Below are 20,722 nucleotides of genomic sequence, written 5' to 3' on the forward strand. Positions count from 1 at the left end.
ATGGCCGCCGCGCTCGAACGACCCAGCCTCACGGCGCTCGGCCAGCCCGGCGCGAGAAGTCGCGACAAGCTCGCGCGCATTCCGGTGCGCGTCGAGCCGGCGGCCGGCGCGGCGCTGCCGAAGCCGCTGTGGCTGCACGCGCGGCCGATGATGAGCGCGGCGGTGGCCGACATGGCCGCCGTGCTGCGCGAGCATCGGCTGCATTCCGTCTGCGAGGAGGCGATGTGTCCGAACATCGGCGAATGCTTCGCGCAGCGCACCGCGACCTTCATGATCATGGGCGGGCTGTGTACGCGGCGCTGCCCGTTCTGCGACGTCGCGCACGGCCGTCCGGAGCCGCTCGATCCCGACGAGCCCGCACGGCTCGCCGATGCCGCGGCGGCGTTGGGGTTGCGCTACGTCGTGATCACGTCGGTCGACCGCGACGACCTGCGCGATGGCGGCGCCGCGCATTTCGCCGCATGCATCGCGGCAGTGCGCGCGAGCGTGCCGGGCATTGGCGTCGAGGTGCTGACGCCCGACTTCCGCGGCCGCGCGGCGCGTGCGCTCGATGCGCTGTCGTCGGCGTGGCCGGACGTGTTCAATCACAACATCGAGACGGTGCCGTCGCTGTACCGGGCGGCGCGGCCGGGCGCCGACTACCGCGGTTCGCTCGAACTGCTCGCGCAGGCGAAGGCCGCGCGGCCGACGCTCGTGACGAAATCGGGATTGATGCTCGGGCTCGGCGAACGCGACGACGAGGTGCGCGACACGCTGCGCGACTTGCGTGCGCACGAGGTCGACGTGCTGACGCTCGGCCAGTATCTCGCGCCGTCGGCGCACCATTTGCCGGTGCGGCGCTACGTGAGCCCGGAAGCGTTCGCCGCGTGGCGCGACGAGGCGCTCGCGCTCGGTTTCAGGGAAGTCGTCGCCGGCCCGCTCGTGCGCTCGTCGTATCACGCGGCCGACGTGCTGGAGGACGCGTAGCGCGCCGCATATCAGGCCGCGGCGGCGGCGTGCGCGCGACTGACGCGGCGCAGGTACAGCACGAGCCCGGCGCCCGCCAGCATCAGGCTGACCGTGTTCGCGAACCAGAAGCCGCGCGCGCCGGTCAGCCACGCGGGCGCGATGCCGCCGACGTCGAAGCCGAGCAGGTAGCCGCCGCTGAGTCCGACGCCCCACAGCGCGACCGCGTAGATCACGGTCGGCACGACCGCCACCTTGTACGCGCGCAGCACGAACGCCGACGTGACCTGCAGCGCATCGAACACGTGGTAGCACGCGACGATCGCGACGAGCGGCATCGCGGCCGCGGCGACGGCCGGGTTCGGCGTATAGCCGCCGATGATCAGCGGGCGCAGCGCGAACACGAGCATGCCGTACACGGCCGCGATGCCGCACGCGAACATCACGCTGTGCCGACCGAGCAGCCGGGCTTCGTCGGCGCGTCCGGCGCCGAGCGCGCGCGCGACCAGCGTCGACGCCGCCACGCCGATCGACAGCGGCGTCATGTACAGCACCGCGCCGATGTTGCCGGCGATCTGGTGACCGGCGAGCGTCGTCGTGCCGAACTGCGCGATGAACAGCGCCATGCACGTGTACGACGTGACCTCGATCAGGTACGACAGGCCCATCGGCACGCCGAGCTTCAGGATTGCCTTCTGGCGCTCCCAGACGGGCCAGCAGAAGCGCGAGAAGATCGCGAGCGGCGCGAACACGTCGAGCTTCGCGAGCAGCGTGTAGCCGATCAGCGCGAGCGCCCAGTTGATCAGCGTGCTCGCGAGCCCGCAGCCGGGGCCGCCGAGCGCCGGTACGCCGAACCCGCCGAAGATGAACCACACGTTCAGCGGAAACTTGAGCAGCAGCGCGCCGATCTGCAGGATCATCGCGAGCCGCGGCTTGCCGGCTGCGTTGGTCAGCGCGTTGTAGATGCGGAACACGAGGCTGGCGGGCAGCCCGTACGACAGGATGCGCAGGTAGTCGACGGTGCGCTCGTGCAGCGCGGCGGGCGCGTGCGCGACGCGCAGCAGCGGTTCGGGAAAATGCAGCAGCAGGAAGCCGGGAATCGAGAGCAGCAGCGCAAGCCACAGCGCCTGGCGCACTTCCTCGCCGATCTCGGCATAGCGCCGCGCGCCGTACAGCTGCCCGGTGATCGGCTGCAGCGCGGACAGGATGCCCGTCAGGCCGATATAGATCGATACGTAGATCGACGAACCGAGCCCGAGCGCGGCGAGATCGACGGCCGAGTAGCGGCCGACCATCGCGGTGTCGATCACGCCGAACGCGATGATCGCGAGCTGGCCGACCAGCACCGGCCACGCGAGACCGACGATCCGGCGGATGTCGCCGAACATCGTCAATCGGCCGCCTGGCGGCGCGGCGGACGCCGCTTGACGGGCGCCTTCGGCCGTTCGATGCGCTCGTACAGGCGGAAGCGCTCGTCGCGGTCGGCGACGCGGCGGCCTTCCCAGACGAGACGCCACACGTATTGCGACATCGCGCTCGGCTCGCCGAAGTCGGCGCGGTCCTGGCGCAGGATCACGTCGCAGTCGCCGGAGAAATCGAAGTGCATGTTGCCGAAGTACGCGAAGGTCGCGATCTGCGCGTCGCCGAGCCGCACCGGCGAGATGCACTCGTAGTCGGACGGCAGGTGCACGGCGATTTGTTGCGCGACGTCGCGATAGGTCCGGCCGTAGTTGACGATCGGCAGCCACAGCGTCATCAGCAGCACCCACATCAGCGTGGTGCCCGCGCCCGACAGCACGACGCTGCGCCACAGCACCTTCGGCTGTCGCGACACCCGCCAGCGCACGAGGAAACACCAGCATACGGTGACGATCACCGCGCAGATGAACGACAGGATCTTGAAATGCGGCTCGTAGCCGGGCACGAGGCGCGCGAGGTTGCGCGCGAGCGGATGCGGGAAGCCGGTGAGCGACGCGAGCCACACGAGCCACACGAAGGTGCCGAGGATCGTGAAGCTCAGCACCGCGAACCAGTCGATCGCGTTGATCGCGCCGCGCTTGAGGGTCGGCAGCGCGAACGTCGCGAGCACCGCGAGCGGCGGCAGCAGCAGCATGTACATGCGGTTCGACTGCTGGCTTTGCAGGATCACGAGCCCGACGAGCGGCACGGCGACCGACAGCGGAATCGCGATGTGCGCACGGCGGCGCATGCCGGCCCAGCTCCACCACGCCCAGATCGCGAGCGGCCACGCGGGCCACGTGAACAGCGGCAGGTTCTTCGCCGCATAGCCGAGCACGGCCGTCGGCGGGCCGGAAAAGCGCATCAGGCTGCCATGGATCCACTGGTTGAAGAACCAGGCGGCGTCGTCGGGCGCCGCGACGAACGCGGCGAGCGGCCACAGCGCGAAGATCGCGGCCGCGAGCGGCAGGCCGACCAGCGGCAGGCGCAGGTTGCGCATCTCGGGCGTGACGAGCCACAGCGCGGCCGTGCCCGCGAGCAGCGCGACGACCAGCACCGGGTTGCCGGACAGCGCGACGAGACCCATCGCGACGCCCCACCACAGTGCGCCTTGCAGCGGCTTGTCGATGCCGCGCACGATTCCGTACACGAGCATCGCGATCCACGCGAACTGCGCGAGCTGCGGCGTCGTTTCGTGCCCGCGTTCCGCGAGGCCGAAGCAGGCGACGAGCACCAGCAGCGCGCCGTCCGCGAGCGTGCGGCCGTAGTCGCGCGGCTCGGGCTCGCCGCCGAACGCGTATTTGAACGGTTGAACCTCGGCGCGCCGGCCGAGCAGGTAGGCCGCGTACCAGACGAACGCGCACGCGACGCAGAACAGCACGCCGGTATCGACGCGCGACGCGTTGCTCGCGTCGACCCACGGGCCGAGGCCGCGGATCGACAGCGCGCCGAGCCAGTAGCCGAGCGGCCCGTCGGTCGTGATGAACTTGCCGACCAGGTTCGGCAGCAGCCAGTCGTGCCAGCCGCCCTTGGCCATCGTCCACATCACGCCGAAGCCCGCCGCGTCCTCGTTTTTCCACGGGTCGCGGCCGAACAGGCCGAACGCCGCGTAGACGAAGCAGAGCGTGAGCAGCAGCCAGCGCGGCAGCGCGCGCGTGGCGGAGGCGGTGAGACGGACGACAGGCTTCATGCAGATGAGCGATTTGTTATGGGCGGGCAGCCGGCGCGGTCGCGCGCGGCCGAGCCGGTTTCGAGCATCCGGCATTGTAGTCGCGCCCGCTGTTGTGCGTCAGGTCGTTTCCCGGGCGCCGGGCGGCGCCTGCCGGGCGAGCAGAGACAAAAAAGGGCAGCCTGGGCTGCCCTTTCGTGCGGTACCGGTGCGTTGCCGCCACCGGATCGGTGCAAGGCTTACTTTGCTACAGCCTTGCCGTTGGCGCGTGCGCCGAACTTGTTCTTGAACTTCTCGACACGGCCTGCCGTGTCCATGATCTTTTGCTGACCCGTGTAGAACGAGTGCGATTCCGACGACACTTCGATCTTGGCGAGCGGGTAGGTCTTGCCGTCGAGTTCGATGTTTTCGCGCGTCTGGATCGTCGAGCGCGTGATGAACTTGAAGCCGTTCGACATGTCTTGGAAGACGACTTCGCGGTAATTCGGGTGGATGCCTTCTTTCATGGTCTTTCCTTGGTGAGAGCGGTAGCCAACCCGCCGCTTGCCGTGCCGGAATCCGCACATTTGCGTATCACGGACGACGCCAAGCCCGGCGCGAGCCACTTGCCTAAGGTCGAAAAACGGCGATTATGCCAGAAAATCAGACGGTTGACGAATAATTTTCAGGGCGCGTCGAGCGCGCCGGTGCCGGCCGGATCCTGCCGGTAGTAGCGCGCGAGCAGCCGGTACAGCTCCGGAAATTCGGACTCGAACGCCTTCGGCCGCACGAACAGCGCCTCGCTGCACACCGCGAAGAATTCCGACGGGTGGTCGGCCGCATAGGGATCGATCAGCGAATCCCGCTCGAAGCGCGCCCACGCGCGGTCCGGCACCGCGTCGACGCGCGCGCAGAACTGGTCGTACGCATGTTCGAACACGTCGGCCCACGCCTGCGCGTCGAGGTGCGGCGCATGCCAGCGACGAAAAAGGGGCGGATAGCCGTCGGCCGCGCCGTTGACCATGTCGATCTTGTGCGCGAACTCATGGATCACGACGTTGTACGCGTCCCGGCCGTCCGTCATCTGCGCGTCTTCCCACGACAGGATCACGGGGCCGCCTTCCCATGCCTCGCCGCTCGCATCCTGCTCGACTTCGTGGACGACGCCGTCCTCGTCCTGCACGGTCTTGCGGATCACGAATTCGCCCGGGTACACGACGACGCCGACCCAGCCGTCGTACAGCGACAAATCGAGATTCAGCACGGGCAGGCAGGCCTGCGCGGCGATCGCGACGATCATCGCGTCGGTCAGTTCGAGCCCGTGCGCGGTCGAAAACGATTTCTTCGCGACGAACAGGCTCGTCAGCTCGCGCAGCCGGCCGAGCGCGTCGGGCGGCAGGGCGGCGAGGAACGGCAGGCGCTCGACGGTCTCGTGCCACAGCGCGTCGGGAATCGGATGGCTGCGCAGCGCGCGGTCGCGGCGGCGGTCGTCGAACCAGCGGGTCAGTTTCGAAAGCATGGAGGCTGCGGACGAAAATCCAAAGCCTGTCTTTTAACTCAATCGATCTGTTTTTGCCATGCCGCGAAGAGGCCGCCGACGAGCGCGATGCCCGCCAGGAAGTAAAAACCGTCGAGCGACGCGAGGAACGACGCCTGTTGCGCGACCATCCGCGCGATCGACGCGATCGCGAGGCCGTGCGCGTCGTTCAGCGCGTGGCCGGCTGCCGCATAGCTGCGCGTGAGCGCATCGACGGTCTGCTGGAACAGCGGGTCGAACACGTTCGCGCGCTCGACGAGCCGCGTCTGGTGCACGGCCACCCGGTGCTGCTCGACGATGATTACCGACGACGTCGCGAACGAGATCGTCAGTTGCCGCACGATGTTCTTCAGCCGGTAGCCGTGCGTGTATTCGTCGATCGCGAAGATCCGGAACGTGAGGTTGGCCACCGGCAGCACGATGAACAGCAGCAGCAACCCGCGCAGCAGCAGCGGCACGACCAGCGCCGCTTCGCCGACCTGCGGCGTCATCCGCGTCATCCACAGCGCGGCCGTGACGGCGATCGCGAACCCCGGCACGACGAACCACTTCTTGTGCGTGACGAATTTCGCGTAGCGCAGGTAGGCGAACAGCGCGGTGGCCGAAATCAGCGACATCGTGCCGACCAGGCGCCCGGCGTTTTCGACCGGATAGCCGAGGCCGCCCTCGAGGAGCCGCGCCGTCAGGTAACTGAAGCCCGTCGTCTCGTAGTAATAGAACATGTAGAGCAACAGCCCGATTCGGAACGTCCGCTCGCGGAACGCATGCAGCCGCACGAGCGGCGTCGGGTGATGCCACTGGTGATATGCGAACCACGCGAGCGCACCGAGCCCGGCAAACGTCAGCACGATCAGCATCGGCGAGCCGCTGTAGAGCTGGTAATGCACTTGCTGCAGCACGATCTGCAGCGCCCCTTGCGCGAGCGCGAACACGACGTACGGCCAGAAGTGGCCGGAGCCGCGTTCGTCGTCGGGTGTGCGGCCCGAATCGGGCAGCGTGAGCAACGCGAGGATCGCGAATGCGATGCCGGCCGGCGCCGTGCACGCGAACAGGGCGCGCCAAGTCGAATGCGCGACCAGCAGCCCGCCGACGATCGGTGCGAGGGCGGTGCCGAGCAGGATCATGATCAGGAACGCGCGGGTCGCGGGCGGTCGTTCCTGCGGCTTGAAGCTGATCTGGATCAGGATCCGGCACGCGCCCATCATCGGGCCGATGAAATAGCCCTGAAAGCCGCGCGCGAACGCGAGTTCCAGCGACGTGTCGGCGAGCGCCGCCGCGATCGCGCCGAACGAGAACATCAGCATGCAGCCCGCGACGTAGCGGCGATGGCCGAGCCGGTCGACCCACCATTGCTGCTGCAGGATGCCGAGCACGGCCGTGACCGCGTACGCGCTCGACGACCACACGAGTTCGTCGGGCGATGCGTTGATGCCGCCCGCGATGTAGCTCGCGAAGAACGAGAAGGCGGCGTTGTCGAAATAGTCGATGCCGGTGACGAGCGCGAGCGCCCATGGGAACAGGTCCGCGCGCAGGTTGGCGCGGCTCCACAGCGGCCGGCCCGGCACCGCGTTCATTCGCGATCCTTGCGTGTGCGCCTCGTGCCGGCTTCCGCCCGCCGCTGCGCGATCAGCGTATCGGCGTTCTCGCCGGCGAGGCGCCGCTCGACGTAGTCGATGTCGTGCTGCAATTCCTTGTGCAGCGAAACGGCTTCCTTCAGTTCCCGCTGGACGGCCGCGATCCGCCGGTCGAGCGTGTCGATCTGCTCGGCGAGGCCGGCGCGGATGTCGCGCAGCGACGCATCCGAATAGCGGCGCCGGCCGTCGCCCGTTTCTTCCAGCGGGCGCTTCAGCATTTCGGTGATGCCGTGCAGCGAGAAACCGAGCGCGCGCAATCGCAGGATGCGCGCGAAGCGCTCGAGGTCGGCTTCGTCGTAGAGGCGGTAGCGGCCTTCGCTGCGCGACGGTGTGACGAGCCCGCGCTCTTCGTAATATTTGAGCGTGCGCGGCGTGACGCCGAGCCGCGATGCGGCGTCGCTGACGGTCAACAGCGGGGTGGAGGCGTCGTTCGACATCGGGTATGGGGACTTCTTCGATGGGACAATGACGCGATTATAGATCAACCTGTACGTTCACGTTCAGGTTGGGATCGAAAAACGGCCGCCGGGCTGGATGCGCGGGCGGCCGTGTCGCGGAGCGGAGGCGATCAGCCGCCGCGGCGCATCAGGTCGAAGAACTCGGAGTTGCTCTTCGTCTGGCGGATCTTGTCGAGCAGGAATTCCATCGCCTCGACTTCGTCCATGTCGTGGATGAACTTGCGCAGCACCCAGATCTTCTGAAGGATCTCGGGCTTGATCAGCATTTCCTCGCGACGCGTGCCCGACTTGTTCAGGTTGATCGACGGGTACACGCGCTTTTCCGCGAGACGGCGCTCGAGGTGCACTTCCATGTTGCCGGTGCCCTTGAACTCTTCGTAGATCACGTCGTCCATGCGGCTGCCGGTTTCGATCAGCGCGGTGCCGATGATCGTCAGCGAGCCGCCTTCCTCGATGTTGCGCGCCGCGCCGAAGAAGCGCTTCGGACGCTGCAGCGCGTTCGCGTCGACACCGCCCGTCAGCACCTTGCCCGACGCCGGGATCACGGTGTTGTACGCACGCGCGAGACGCGTGATCGAGTCGAGCAGGATCACGACGTCGTGCTTCATTTCGACGAGGCGCTTGGCCTTCTCGATCACCATTTCGGCGACCTGGACGTGGCGCGTGGCCGGTTCGTCGAACGTCGACGCGATCACTTCGCCGGCGACCGAGCGCTGCATTTCGGTCACTTCTTCCGGGCGCTCGTCGATCAGCAGCACGAACAGGATCACGTCCGGGTGGTTCTGCTTGATCGCGTGGGCGATGTGCTGGAGCATCACGGTCTTGCCCGACTTCGGCGACGCGACGAGCAGGCCGCGCTGGCCCTTGCCGATCGGCGCGATCATGTCGATGATGCGGCCCGTGACGTTTTCCTCGCCGCGCATTTCGCGTTCGAGCGACAGCGGCTTGTTCGGGTGCAGCGGCGTGAGGTTCTCGAACATGATCTTGTGTTTCGAGGCCTCGGGCGGCTGCCCGTTGACTTTGTCGACCTTCACCAGCGCGAAGTAGCGCTCGCCGTCCTTCGGCGTGCGGACTTCACCTTCGATCGTGTCGCCGGTGTGCAGGTTGAAGCGGCGGATCTGCGACGGGCTGATGTAGATGTCGTCGGTGCTCGCGAGGTACGACATTTCCGGCGAGCGCAGGAAGCCGAAGCCGTCCGGCAGCACTTCGAGCGTACCGTCGCCGAAGATCGTCTCTCCCGTCTTGGCGCGCTTTTTGAGAATGGCGAACATCAGCTCCTGCTTGCGCAGGCGGTTCGCGTTTTCGATCTCCAGGCCATTGGCCATTTCGATCAGTTCGGAGACGTGCAGAGACTTGAGCTCGGATAAATGCATACGGAGAACCCGCCAGGGAGGAGATGCGACGAAAGAAAATAAGGGAGGAGGGCGAGCGGAAGCGCTCAGAGACTTAAATGCGTCTTGTCGACGTTTTTTAATTCTAGCATAGGCCGATTCGCGCTTGAGCGAGCGATCGGCGGCTTGACGGCGGACGTGTTGCCGACTGACAACACGTCCGCGGAACTGCCGGTATTACAGGTGGCTGTCCAGGAATGCGGTGAGCTGCGACTTCGACAGCGCGCCGACCTTCTGCGCGGCGGCCGCGCCGTTCTTGAACAGGATCAGCGTCGGGATGCCGCGCACGCCGAATTTCGCCGGCGTGGCCTGGTTGTCGTCGACGTTGATCTTCGCGATCTGCAGCTTGTCGCCGTAGTCCTTCGCGACTTCGTCGAGGATCGGGGCGATCATCTTGCACGGGCCGCACCATTCGGCCCAGAAATCGACGAGCACGGGCTTGTCGGACTTGACGACGTCCTGTTCGAACGATGCGTCGCTGATGTGTTTGATCTGTTCGCTCATTGGGTCAATACCTCTTACGGGTTCGGGGACTGCCTGCTTGCGCGTTGCAGCGTACCGGCCTCCGCAGGCTGCCGGCCGCTGCGGCAGGGCACTCCGCCTTCCGGGAAGGAGGGACGTAAGCGCTGCATGCCGCGGCTCGCGGGTCGTTCGGGCGTCATATTAGCCTAAATTGCTATCTGCTGCGGGCGGCGATAGTAGCCGCTACGCGAGTAGGGGTACGACGCGACGTTCGACCGTTGTGCCACGCAGATGGAGGCCGGCCCGCAAATTACAAGGGGCGCCGCCGCTTGCAGCGCGTACGAAGGGACGACGCACCGGTTTGCCCGGTGAGATCGCATTGATGCGAACAAACGGTCGCATTCGTCTGGAAGCGGTGATAGAATATGCCGTGACGGGCCTCCTCGCATGGTGGGGCGGTGAACCTGGTCAGGTCGGGAACGAAGCAGCCACAATCGTTTTCCGCCAGTGCCGAGGGTTGGGCTCGTCACCTTCCTTCTCGCCCCGTTCGCAGGGCGTTTTTTATTTCTGCGTCACACTCCGTTCGACCTGCATCTTGTCCGTGTTCCGCACCGTTTCGCGTGTCGGCGCGACGCAGCGTTACTGATACAATTTCCCGATGACCTATCAAGTTCTCGCACGCAAGTGGCGTCCGAAGGATTTCGCTTCGCTCGTCGGCCAGGAGCACGTCGTCAGGGCGCTCACGCACGCGCTCGACGGCGGGCGTCTCCATCACGCCTATCTGTTTACCGGAACCCGCGGTGTCGGCAAGACGACGCTGTCGCGGATCTTCGCCAAGGCGCTCAACTGTGAAACCGGCGTCACGTCGCAGCCGTGCGGCGTGTGTCGCGCCTGTCGCGAGATCGACGAGGGCCGTTTCGTCGATTACGTCGAGATGGACGCGGCGAGCAACCGCGGCGTCGATGAAATGGCCGCGCTGCTCGAGCGCGCGGTGTACGCGCCCGTCGATGCGCGCTTCAAGGTCTACATGATCGACGAAGTGCACATGCTGACGAACCACGCGTTCAACGCGATGCTCAAGACGCTCGAAGAGCCGCCGCCGCACGTCAAGTTCATCCTCGCGACGACCGATCCGCAGAAAATTCCCGTCACCGTGCTGTCGCGCTGCCTGCAGTTCAACCTGAAGCAGATGCCGGCCGGGCACATCGTGTCGCATCTCGAGCGGATCCTCGGCGAAGAGCAGATCACGTTCGAGCCGCAGGCGCTGCGCCTGCTCGCGCGCGCCGCGCAGGGCAGCATGCGCGACGCGCTGTCGCTGACCGACCAGGCGATCGCCTATTCGGCGAACGAGGTGACCGAGTCGGCGGTGTCGGGCATGCTCGGCGCGCTCGACCAGACTTACATGGTGCGTCTGCTCGACGCGCTCGCGGCCGGCAACGGCCCGGAAATCCTCGCGATTGCCGACGAGATGTCGTTGCGCAGCCTGTCGTTCTCGACCGCGCTGCAGGATCTCGCGAGCCTGCTGCATCGGATCGCATGGGCGCAGTTCGCGCCGGGCTCGGTGCTCGACGAATGGCCGGAAGCGGCCGACCTGCGCCGTTTTGCGGAGACGCTGAGCCCCGAGCAGGTGCAACTGTTCTATCAGATCGCGACGGTCGGGCGCGCCGAGCTCGGCCTGGCGCCGGACGAATACGCGGGTTTCACGATGACGCTGCTGCGGATGCTCGCGTTCGAGCCGGCCGTGGGCGCCGGCAGTGCGCCGGGCGGTCAGCCGTCCGTGCCGCCGCGTGCGGTGCCGGCCCCGCGCGCTGCCGCGGCACCGGCCGCCGCAGCGGCGAAGCCGGTGTCGGCCGCGCCCGCCGTCGCGGCGCGGCCGCAAGCCGCGGCGCCGGCTGTGCCTGTTGCGCCGGTCGCGCGTTCGGTGCCAGCGCAGTCCGGTGACGAAGCCGATCGGCCGGCCGCCAAGCCGGCAGCCGTTCCGGCACCGGCAGAAGCAGCCGTTTCGGCACCCGAAGAGGCAGCAGCACCGGCACCGGTAGCGGCCGACGCTCGAGCGATCGAGCCGCCGCAGCCGGAAGCGAACGCAGTGCCCGCCGGCGACATGTCACCTGCCGCCCGCAACGAACCTGAGCCGCCTGCCGTTGCCGCCGTGCAGCGAAACGACGAACCGGCGCCGCAGCCCGAACCGGCGCCGCGCGCCGCATCACCCGAGCCGGCCGCCGCCCGTCAGGCGGCGCGTGCAGGCGGCGGCGCTGCCGCCGCGCTCGACGTGCTGCGCAATGCAGGAATGCGCGTGTCGTCGGACCGCGGGCGCGCAGGCGCTGCAGCCAAGCCGGCGGCGGCCCAGCCGGCCGCCGAGAAGCCGGCCGCGCCGCGTCCGGCCGTCCAGGTGCCGACGCCGCGTGCCGCTGCCCGCGCGCCGCAAGCCGCGGATTCGCGCCAGCCGTCGCCGCCGTGGGAAGACATCCCGCCCGACGACTACGTGCCGCTCAGCGCCGACGAGATGTTCGGCGGTTCCGACGACGGCTTCGTGCCGGTGTTCGACAGCGGTCCCGACGATGTGCGCGTGACGCCGAAGCTGGCGGACGCGCGTCCGGCCGCGCCGATCGACACGCGTCCGTTGCCGCCCGCGATCGCGCTCGATCCGATCGGCTTCGACGGCGAATGGCCGGCGCTGGCCGCCCAGTTGCCGCTGAAGGGCGTCGCGTACCAGCTCGCGTTCAACAGCGAGCTGACGGCCGTCGATGCGAGCACATTGAAATTGTCCGTGCCGGTGCCGCAGTATGCGGACGCCGCGCAGGTGGCGAAGCTGAAGGCCGCGCTGGCCGATGCGCTCGGCAAGCCGGTCGAGGTGAGCGTCGAGGTCGGGCCCGCCCGGCGCACCGCGGCGGCGCTGGATGCGGCCGCGCGCGCGGCGCGCCAGCGCGAAGCCGAGCAGGAGATTCACGGCGATCCGTTCGTCCAGCAGCTCGTGCGCGACTTCGGTGCGCGCATCGTCGAGGGGTCGGTGCGCCCGCTCGCCGATTCGGCGCCGGACGGCGCGTCGCCCACACTGCATTGAACTGACCGCCCCGCGACAGGCACAATCACGCCCCGCACACATTGGCCGGCACGCGCCGCGTGCCGGTTTTCACACGATCAAGAAGGAGTATTCCCATGTTGAAAGGCAACCTCGCCGGACTGATGAAGCAAGCGCAGCAAATGCAGGAAAACATGAAGAAGATGCAGGAGCAGCTTGCGCTGATCGAAGTCGAAGGGCAGTCGGGCGCCGGCCTCGTCAAGGTGACGATGACGTGCCGCAACGAGGTGCGCCGCGTGTCGATCGACCCGAGCCTGCTCGCGGACGACAAGGACATGCTCGAGGACCTCGTCGCCGCTGCGTTCAACGATGCGGTGCGCAAGGCCGAAGCGACGTCGCAGGAAAAGATGAGCGGCATGACGTCGGGCCTGCCGCTGCCCCCGGGCTTCAAGCTGCCGTTCTGAGCGCGGCGTCCTTGCCACCGTTTGCCGCCGTATGAAACAGCCGTCCGCCCTGTCCGCTCTCGTCGAAGCGTTGCGCGTGCTGCCCGGCGTCGGGCCGAAATCCGCGCAGCGCATGGCGGTTCACCTGATGCAGCACGACCGCGAGGGCGCGGAGCGGCTCGGCCGCTCGCTGCTGTTCGCGACCGAGCACCTGCAGCACTGCGAGAAGTGCAACACGTTCACCGAAGCGCAGATCTGCGAGGTCTGCAGCGACGAGGAGCGTGATCCGACGCTGCTGTGCGTCGTCGAGACGCCTGCCGACCAGATCATGCTCGAGCAGACGATGACCTACCGCGGGCTGTATTTCGTGCTGATGGGGCGGTTGAGCCCGCTCGACGGAATCGGCCCGAAGGAAATCCATTTCGACCGCCTCGTGCGGCGCGCGTCCGACGGCGTCGTCAAGGAGGTCGTGCTCGCGACCAACTTCACGAACGAAGGCGAAGCCACCGCCCACTACCTCGGCCAGACGCTCAAGGCGCGCGGGCTGGCGGTCACGCGCCTCGCGCGCGGCGTGCCGGTGGGCGGCGAGCTCGAGTACGTCGACGCGGGCACCATCGCCCGCGCGATGCTCGATCGCCGCACGATGTAAGCCGGGCGCCGCCTGCCGGCGGCGCCGTTCCTCATGCCAGGGAGACACATGAGCACCAGCCAGGGCCCGCTCGCGGGCGTCAAAGTGCTCGAATTCGGAACGCTGATCGCGGGGCCGTTCGCGTCGCGGCTGTTCGCCGAATTCGGCGCGGAAGTGATCAAGATCGAGGATCCGAACGGCGGCGACCCGCTGCGCAAGTGGCGCAAGCTGCACCCGGAGCAGGGCGGCACGTCGCTGTGGTGGTCCGTGCAGGCGCGCAACAAGAAATCGGTCACGCTCAACCTGAAAGCCGACGCCGGCAAGGCGATCGCGCGGCAGCTCGCGAGCGAGGCCGACATCGTGATCGAGAATTTCCGTCCGGGCCTGCTCGAAAAGCTCGGGCTCGGCTACGACGTGCTGTCGGCCGACAATCCGGGCCTCGTGATGGTGCGCCTGTCCGGCTACGGGCAGACGGGCCCGTACCGCGACCGGCCCGGCTTCGGCGCGATCGCCGAATCGATGGGCGGGCTGCGCCACATCACCGGCTATCCAGATCTGCCGCCGCCGCGCATCGGCATCTCGATCGGCGATTCGATCGCGGCGCTGCACGGCGTGATCGGCGCGCTGATGGCGCTCCATCACCGCAAGGTCAACGGCGGCGCGGGGCAGGTGGTCGACGTTGCCCTGTATGAAGCCGTCTTCAACATGATGGAAAGCGTGGTGCCCGAGTACGGCGTGTACGGGATGGTGCGCGAGCGCACCGGCGCGTCGCTGCCGGGCATCGTGCCGTCGAATACGTACGCATGCCGCGACGGCAGCATCGTGATCGGCGGCAATAGCGATCCGATCTTCAAGCGGCTGATGAAGGCGATCGAGCGCGACGACCTCGCCGACGATCCCGCGCTCGCGCAAAACGACGGGCGGGTGCCGCGCACGCAGGAAATCGACGATGCGATCGCCGCGTGGCTCGCGCCGCGCACGATCGACGAGGCGCTCGTCGTGCTCAATGCCGCCGACGTCCCGGCCGGGCGCATCTACAGCGCGGCCGACATGTTCACCGATCCGCAGTTCGTCGCGCGCCAGATGATCCAGCGTTTCAAGCTGGCCGACGGCACCGACATTCCGCTGCCGAACATCACGCCGAAGCTGTCGGATACGCCGGGCGAAACGCGCTGGCTCGGGCCCGAACTCGGCGAGCACACCGACGAGGTGCTGCGCGGCCTCGGCTACGACGCGCAGGCGATCGCCGCGCTGCGCGAGGCGGGCGCGATCTGAGCGCACCTGGCCTGGCGCTTCGCGCCGGGCCTGTCGACGAAGGGTTCCCCGACGCGATTTTCTCCGGGCGGAAAACCCGTCGGCCCGGTGTTTTTCCCGGCGTGCGGAACGCCGTCGCGCAATGCGGCGGCGCATCGTGTGCCCATGCGTATACCCGCCCGTCCGCGGTGGCCTGACTGTCGCTCTCGCGCCATCTTTCCTCGGTTACAATCGCCGGATGCGAATCCTACTCAGCAACGACGACGGCTATCTCGCCCCCGGTCTCGCCGCGCTCAGCGAAGCGCTGCAGCCGCTGGCCGAGCTTACGGTGATCGCGCCGGAGCAGAACTGCAGCGGCGCGTCGAATTCCCTCACGTTGTCGCGGCCGCTGTCGGTGCAGCGCGCAGCGGGTACGGGTTTCTTCTACGTGAACGGCACGCCGACCGATTCGGTGCACGTCGCGCTGACGGGGATGGCCGACGCGAGGCCGGACATCGTCGTGTCGGGCATCAACAACGGCCAGAACATGGGCGAAGACACGCTCTATTCGGGGACAGTTGCGGCCGCCACCGAAGGCATCATGTTCGGCGTGCCGGCCATCGCGTTCTCGCTGGTCGACAAGGGCTGGGCCCATCTGGCCGACGCCGCGCGCGTCGCCGCGGACATCGTCGCGCACTATCTCGCGCATCCGCTGCCGGGCAACCCGCTGCTGAACGTCAATATCCCGAACCTGCCGTACGGCGAACTGAAGGGCTGGAAGGTCACGCGTCTCGGCAAGCGTCATCCATCGCAGCCGGTGATTCGGCAGACCGACCCGCGCGGCGAGCCGATCTACTGGATCGGTGCGGCGGGCGAGGCGCTGGACGCCAGCGACGGCACCGATTTCCACGCCGTTGCAAACGGTTTCGTGTCGATCACGCCGCTGCAGCTCGATCTCACGCATACGCAGATGTTGCCCGCGACGCGCGAATGGGCGCGCGCCGGAGGGCGGGCTTCATGAGCGGCGAGCGCGCGAAGCGGTTCCCGCTCGCGCTCGAAGATCTCAAGCGAGCGCCACGCAAGTCCGAAGGTCGGCCCGGCGAACGCCAAGCGGCGGGCGCGGTGCCGAAGGCCGCCGACAAACCCGCAGCCGTGCTGAAACCGGTTGCGGTGAAGCCGGCCGCCGGGCGGGCGCCGCTGCCGGGTATCGCGGCCGCGAAGCCGGCGACCGCCCCGAAGCCGACCGCGCCGAAACCTGCGCCGCCGAAGCCGGCTGCGCCGAGCATCGCGCCGGCCGGCACGTTCGCCCTCACGTCGGAACGTGTGCGCGAGCGGATGGTCGAACGCCTGCGCGCGAACGGCGTGACCGATGCGCGCGTGCTGGACGCGATGGCCGCGGTGCCGCGCCACCTGTTCGTGGATCCCGGGCTCGCGACGCAGGCCTACGAGGATTCGGCGTTGCCGATCGGCCACCAGCAGACTATTTCAAAGCCGTCGGTCGTCGCGCGCATGATCGAGCTCGCGATGGCCGGCCGCACCCTCGAGCGCGTGCTCGAGATCGGCACCGGTTGCGGCTATCAGGCCGCCGTGCTGAGCCACGTGGCACGCGACGTGTATTCGATTGAACGCATCAAGCCGCTCTACGAGCGCGCGAAGCTGAACCTGCGGCCGTTGCGCGTGCCGAACATCCGTCTGCACTACGGCGACGGGCGTGTCGGCCTGCCGTCCGCGGCCCCGTTCGACGCGATCGTGATCGCGGCGGCGGGGCTCGACGTGCCGCAGGCGCTGCTCGAGCAGCTCGCGATCGGCGGGCGGCTCGTCGCGCCGGTCGGCGCGCAGAGCGGGCAGCACCAGGTGCTCACGCTCGTCGAGCGCGTCGCGCACGCGCAATGGCGAGAGTCCCGGCTTGATCGCGTTTTCTTTGTCCCTTTAAAATCCGGAGTGATTTGAAACCGATGAGTATGTTGCGCGCGATGCAAAACAACCGATCCAGGGAACCGCTCACGCTCGCCCAGCGCGCGATCTGTGTGGCTGCGTTCTCCACGCTACTGGCCGCCTGTGCGACGCGGCTCGACAACGCGCCCGTCGTCGACCGCTCCGGTTCGCTCGGCACGACCGCCGCCGCGCAGCCCGCGGCGCCGCTTCCGCCGGCGCCGCCGGGTTACTACCGGGTGAAGCCGGGCGACACGCTGTACCGGATCGCACTCGAAAACGGGCAGAACTATCGCGACATCGCGGCGTGGAACAATCTGGCGAACCCGAACCAGATCGAAGTCGACCAGCTGCTGCGCGTGTCGCCGCAGGCCGGTGCCGCAGTCGCGGGTACGCAGGTCGCCGCGCCGATCGGAGGCGCCGCCGTCGCGACCGCGCCGCTGAGCAGCGGTCCGGCCACGCCGGCCGCCGGCACGTCGTCCGCGCTCGCCGCCACGCCGCCGGCCGCGGCAACCGGATCGAGCGATACGGCGGCGGCGCCGAGCGGCCCCGTGACGTTCGCATGGCCCGCGCGCGGCCCCGTGCTGAACGGGTTCGACGATGCAAAGAACAAGGGTGTCAATATCGGCGGGACGGCCGGCGAGGCCGTGAAGGCGGCGGCGGACGGTCGCGTCGTTTACTCCGGCAACGGTCTGCGCGGCTACGGCAACCTCATTATCATCAAACACGATGCGACTTACCTCACGGCGTATGCACACAATCGCGCTTTGATGGTAAAAGAGGGGGACGCGGTGACGAAGGGGCAGAAGATCGCCGAGATGGGTAACAGCGATGCCGACCGCGTGATGCTGCATTTCGAGGTTCGCCGGCAGGGTAAGCCTGTCGATCCGCTGAAGTATTTGCCGCCTCAATAACCGAGACGACCATGCCGAAATCGAAGCGCCACGAGCCGCAAGCCGAGTCTGAGAAGATCAGTCGTGCCACGCAAGCATCGGTGGGGCGAGCAGGTGCTTCGACGGACGACGAGGACGACGTCGCGGAAAACGAACGCGATCTCGAGGCGCGCGACGCCGAAGCGGACGGGGCCGACGACGAGCGCGAAGGCCGCCAGGAAGCCGCGCCCGACGTCGACGATTTCCGCACGTTGCTGCAGGCCGAGCTCACGGCCGACACGATCCAGCATTACCTGAACCGCATCAGCGTGAAGCCGCTGCTGACCGTCGAGGAAGAGCAGCGTTATTCGCGCCTGGCGAAGGCCGGCGAATTCGAGGCGCGGCAGGTGATGATCGAGCGCAACCTGCGTCTCGTCGTCAGTATCGCGAAGGGCTATCTGAACCGCGGCGTGCCGCTGCTCGACCTGATCGAGGAAGGCAATCTCGGCCTGATGCACGCGATCGAGAAATTCGACCCGACGCGCGGTTTCCGTTTCTCGACCTACGCGACGTGGTGGATCCGGCAGAGCATCGAGCGGGCGATCATGAACCAGGCCCGCACGGTGCGCCTGCCCGTGCACGTGATCCGCGAACTGAACCAGGTGCTGCGCGCGAAGCGCCACCTCGAAAAGAATTCGATGTCGACGGGCGAAGCGGCCGAGCGCCGCGAAGCCAGCATCGACGACATCGCCTATCTCACCGGCAAGACCGCCGAGGAAGTCACCGATATCCTCGCACTCAACGAACACACGGCGTCGCTCGACGCGCCGCTCGACCTCGATCCCGCGAGCAGCCTGCTCGACCTGCTGCCCGACGACCAGAGCCAGTCGCCCGACGCCGAAGTGCAGCATCGCGAGCTCGAAACGCTGACGCGCGCGTGGCTGTCGCGGCTGTCCGACAAGCACCGGCACGTGATCGAGCGCCGCTTCGGCCTGAACCACATCGAACCGGCGACGCTCGAGGAGCTCGCCGACGAGATGGGGCTCACGCGCGAGCGCGTGCGGCAGATCCAGCAGGAAGCGCTGGTGCGCCTCAAGCGGTTCTTCGCCTCCAACGGCGTGCGCAAGGACGCCGTTCTGTAACTGATGACCCCGATCCTTGTTTTTGACATCGAGACGATTCCCGATGTCGACGGCATTCGCCGTCTGGAAGACCTGCCCGCCACGCTCGACGATGCCGCGGTGGCCGAACACGCGTTCGCCGCACGCCGCGAGAAGACCGGCGGCGATTTCCTGCCGCACCATCTGCAGCGGATCGCGGCGATCTCGTGCGTGTTCCGCGACAACAGCGGTTTTCGCGTGCGCTCGCTCGGGACGCCGCAGGACAACGAAGCGGCGCTGATCCAGTCGTTCTACCGCGTGATCGAAAAATACACGCCGCAGCTCGTGTCGTGGAACGGCGGCGGCTTCGATCTGCCGGTGCTCCATTACCGCGCGCTCGTGCACGGCATTCCCGCCACCCGCTACTGGGATCTCGGCGAGGACGACCGCGAATTCAAGTGGAACAACTACATCTCGCGCTATCACTCGCGGCATACCGACCTGATGGACGTGCTCGCGATGTATCAGGCGCGCGCGAACGCGCCGCTCGATGCGCTGGCGAAACTGTGCGGTTTCCCGGGCAAGCTCGGGATGGACGGCAGCCAGGTATGGCCGGCGTTCCGCGACGGCCGGATCGAAGAAATCCGCAATTATTGCGAAACCGACGTCGTCAACACCTACCTGCTGTACTGCCGGTTCCAGTTGATGCGTGGCGGCCTGACGCCGAGCGAGTACGCGGACGAGATCCTGCTCGTGAAGAACGCGCTCGCGCTGGAGCCGGCGCCGCACTGGGTCGAATACCTCGCCGGCTTCGACGCGTAGCGCGGGCGGCCCGCGCCGCAACCGGCGCGATCAGGCCAGTTCGAGCAGCACCGGCTGGTGATCGGACGCGCGTACGCTGCCGTCGATCTCGCAGCCGATGACGCGCGGCAACAGCGTGTCGGTGACGAACACGAAATCGCACGCGAGCGGCCCGTCCGACCATTGCACCGTATCGTAGACACCGGCCGTCGGCGGCGGTGTACGACCGGGATGCCGTGCGACCCACGCGTCGACGAAACCCGGCGCGTCGGCAATCGGCTCCAGGAAGCGCCGGTACGCATCGGCGCCGAATGCACTGTTGAAATCGCCGCAGACGATCGCATCGCGTGGTTGTCCGGTCGCGCTGAACGGCCCGTCGGCGGTTTCGGCGGGAGCGGGATGGTCCGCGTGCGCGCAGGCTTCGCGATGCCGGTCGCGTAGCGCGTCGACCTGCGCCAGCCGCTGGCGTGCCGAGTAATACTCCAGATGCGTGGTGACCACGCGCAACGGCCCGAACGGCGCCTGCAACGCGATATCGAGCGCGACGCGCGGCATCGACGGCGCGCCGGCGTCGGCGGGCCACGGCAGCGATTGGCGCAGCACGCGCCCGACCGGCAGCCGCGTCGCGATCACGTTGCCGAATTGCCGGCGCGGTGCGCCTGGCCGGACGGCGGGCAGGTCGGCGCCGATGGCGTCGACGATCGTATAGCCGGGCAGCAGCGCCGCGAGTTCGGCGAACTGGTCGGGGCCCGGCCGCCCGGGCAATGCGTCGAAGCCGCGCGTGACTTCCTGCAGGCACAGCACGTCGAAATCGCTCAACTGCCGGGCGGCGGCGATCGTGCGCGGGAGGTCGACGATGCCGTCCGCATCCCGACCCCATTGGATGTTCCAGTCGATCAATCGCATGATGGAGTCTCCTTGGCTTGGTGCTGCGAGCAGAACCCGTGCCGCCGGTGGGGCTGCGCCACGCATCGCGCGCGGCAGGTCGGCGCGCAGCGGGGCGCGCGGTTGTCAGCCGCTCGCGCGCCACGCAGCGCGGCATGCGCATCGGCTTCGACGCTTGCGCGACGAAAGCGCGCGACGGGAGCCTTCGTCGTCTACAATCTCGCCTTCTTCAACGTTTGTCAGGAAAAGCTGGTGTCCGAAGCCGTCCCCACTTCT

Annotated in this window: 19 protein-coding genes and 1 other RNA gene; 11 read left to right on the plus strand and 9 right to left on the minus strand. The window is 67.8% G+C overall.

Going from position 1 to position 20,722, the window contains the following annotated elements:
• Positions 1-966, plus strand: coding sequence for a lipoyl synthase (lipA, locus tag HWX14_RS01925; protein ID WP_175881328.1), 966 nt, complete (start codon positions 1-3; stop codon positions 964-966).
• Between the two features lie 11 nt (positions 967-977).
• Here lipA and HWX14_RS01930 read toward each other — a convergent pair whose 3' ends face one another.
• The 8 genes from HWX14_RS01930 to trxA form a co-directional block, all read right to left on the minus strand.
• A complete protein-coding gene (locus tag HWX14_RS01930; protein ID WP_175881329.1) occupies positions 978-2,333 on the minus strand; it encodes an MATE family efflux transporter in 1,356 nt (451 codons plus the stop codon).
• A gap of 2 nt (positions 2,334-2,335) precedes the next feature.
• Positions 2,336-4,168 carry a glycosyltransferase family 39 protein gene (locus HWX14_RS01935; protein WP_175881330.1) on the minus strand — a complete coding sequence of 611 codons (1,833 nt, stop codon included), beginning with the start codon at positions 4,166-4,168 and terminating at the stop codon, positions 2,336-2,338.
• Positions 4,169-4,311: 143 nt separating this feature from the next.
• Entirely contained in the window at positions 4,312-4,578 is a 267-nt protein-coding gene (locus tag HWX14_RS01940; RefSeq protein ID WP_174390782.1) for a type B 50S ribosomal protein L31, read from the minus strand.
• A 158-nt stretch (positions 4,579-4,736) separates the two neighbouring features.
• Complete coding sequence (locus tag HWX14_RS01945) at positions 4,737-5,570, minus strand: M90 family metallopeptidase (RefSeq protein WP_069621260.1); 834 nt, start codon at positions 5,568-5,570, stop codon at positions 4,737-4,739.
• Positions 5,571-5,608: 38 nt separating this feature from the next.
• Complete coding sequence (locus tag HWX14_RS01950; protein ID WP_175881331.1) at positions 5,609-7,162, minus strand: MFS transporter; 1,554 nt, start codon at positions 7,160-7,162, stop codon at positions 5,609-5,611.
• A complete protein-coding gene (locus HWX14_RS01955; protein WP_175881332.1) occupies positions 7,159-7,659 on the minus strand; it encodes a MerR family transcriptional regulator in 501 nt (166 codons plus the stop codon). Before HWX14_RS01955 ends, HWX14_RS01950 begins: the two co-directional genes overlap by 4 nt.
• Positions 7,660-7,790: 131 nt before the next feature.
• Positions 7,791-9,053: a transcription termination factor Rho gene (rho, locus tag HWX14_RS01960; RefSeq protein ID WP_006478662.1), complete on the minus strand. Its 1,263-nt coding sequence runs from the start codon at positions 9,051-9,053 to the stop codon at positions 7,791-7,793.
• 195 nt (positions 9,054-9,248) lie between these two features.
• Positions 9,249-9,575 (minus strand): thioredoxin TrxA, encoded by a 327-nt coding sequence (gene trxA / locus HWX14_RS01965; protein WP_006402348.1) that lies wholly within the window; start codon positions 9,573-9,575, stop codon positions 9,249-9,251.
• Positions 9,576-9,965: 390 nt separating this feature from the next.
• Here trxA and ffs point away from each other — a divergent pair.
• From ffs to HWX14_RS02015, 10 genes are all read left to right on the plus strand, one after another.
• Positions 9,966-10,064, plus strand: an RNA gene (gene ffs, locus HWX14_RS01970) — signal recognition particle sRNA small type.
• A 127-nt stretch (positions 10,065-10,191) separates the two neighbouring features.
• On the plus strand, positions 10,192-12,594 hold the full coding sequence (locus HWX14_RS01975) for a DNA polymerase III subunit gamma/tau (protein ID WP_175881333.1): 2,403 nt from the start codon (positions 10,192-10,194) through the stop codon (positions 12,592-12,594).
• Between the two features lie 95 nt (positions 12,595-12,689).
• Positions 12,690-13,016 (plus strand): YbaB/EbfC family nucleoid-associated protein, encoded by a 327-nt coding sequence (locus HWX14_RS01980; RefSeq protein WP_006482124.1) that lies wholly within the window; start codon positions 12,690-12,692, stop codon positions 13,014-13,016.
• Between the two features lie 31 nt (positions 13,017-13,047).
• Positions 13,048-13,644 carry a recombination mediator RecR gene (gene recR, locus HWX14_RS01985; RefSeq protein ID WP_006478665.1) on the plus strand — a complete coding sequence of 199 codons (597 nt, stop codon included), beginning with the start codon at positions 13,048-13,050 and terminating at the stop codon, positions 13,642-13,644.
• Positions 13,645-13,692: 48 nt separating this feature from the next.
• Positions 13,693-14,898, plus strand: a complete 1,206-nt coding sequence (locus HWX14_RS01990) for a CaiB/BaiF CoA-transferase family protein (RefSeq protein WP_006496407.1) — start codon at positions 13,693-13,695, stop codon at positions 14,896-14,898.
• 217 nt (positions 14,899-15,115) lie between these two features.
• Positions 15,116-15,877 carry a 5'/3'-nucleotidase SurE gene (surE, locus tag HWX14_RS01995; protein WP_175881334.1) on the plus strand — a complete coding sequence of 254 codons (762 nt, stop codon included), beginning with the start codon at positions 15,116-15,118 and terminating at the stop codon, positions 15,875-15,877.
• Positions 15,874-16,806: a protein-L-isoaspartate(D-aspartate) O-methyltransferase gene (locus tag HWX14_RS02000; protein WP_175881335.1), complete on the plus strand. Its 933-nt coding sequence runs from the start codon at positions 15,874-15,876 to the stop codon at positions 16,804-16,806. Before surE ends, HWX14_RS02000 begins: the two co-directional genes overlap by 4 nt.
• Before the next feature lie 5 nt (positions 16,807-16,811).
• Complete coding sequence (locus tag HWX14_RS02005; RefSeq protein ID WP_126361837.1) at positions 16,812-17,702, plus strand: peptidoglycan DD-metalloendopeptidase family protein; 891 nt, start codon at positions 16,812-16,814, stop codon at positions 17,700-17,702.
• An 11-nt stretch (positions 17,703-17,713) separates the two neighbouring features.
• Positions 17,714-18,802, plus strand: coding sequence for an RNA polymerase sigma factor RpoS (gene rpoS, locus HWX14_RS02010; RefSeq protein ID WP_175881336.1), 1,089 nt, complete (start codon positions 17,714-17,716; stop codon positions 18,800-18,802).
• 3 nt (positions 18,803-18,805) lie between these two features.
• Entirely contained in the window at positions 18,806-19,582 is a 777-nt protein-coding gene (locus HWX14_RS02015; RefSeq protein ID WP_175881337.1) for a 3'-5' exonuclease, read from the plus strand.
• Between the two features lie 30 nt (positions 19,583-19,612).
• Here the strand turns inward: HWX14_RS02015 and HWX14_RS02020 are convergent, their stop codons facing one another.
• Positions 19,613-20,467, minus strand: a complete 855-nt coding sequence (locus tag HWX14_RS02020) for an endonuclease/exonuclease/phosphatase family protein (protein ID WP_175881338.1) — start codon at positions 20,465-20,467, stop codon at positions 19,613-19,615.
• Positions 20,468-20,722: the final 255 nt, after the last annotated feature.

The organism is Burkholderia sp. BCC0044 (genome assembly GCF_902832955.1).
Classification (GTDB): Bacteria; Pseudomonadota; Gammaproteobacteria; order Burkholderiales; family Burkholderiaceae; genus Burkholderia.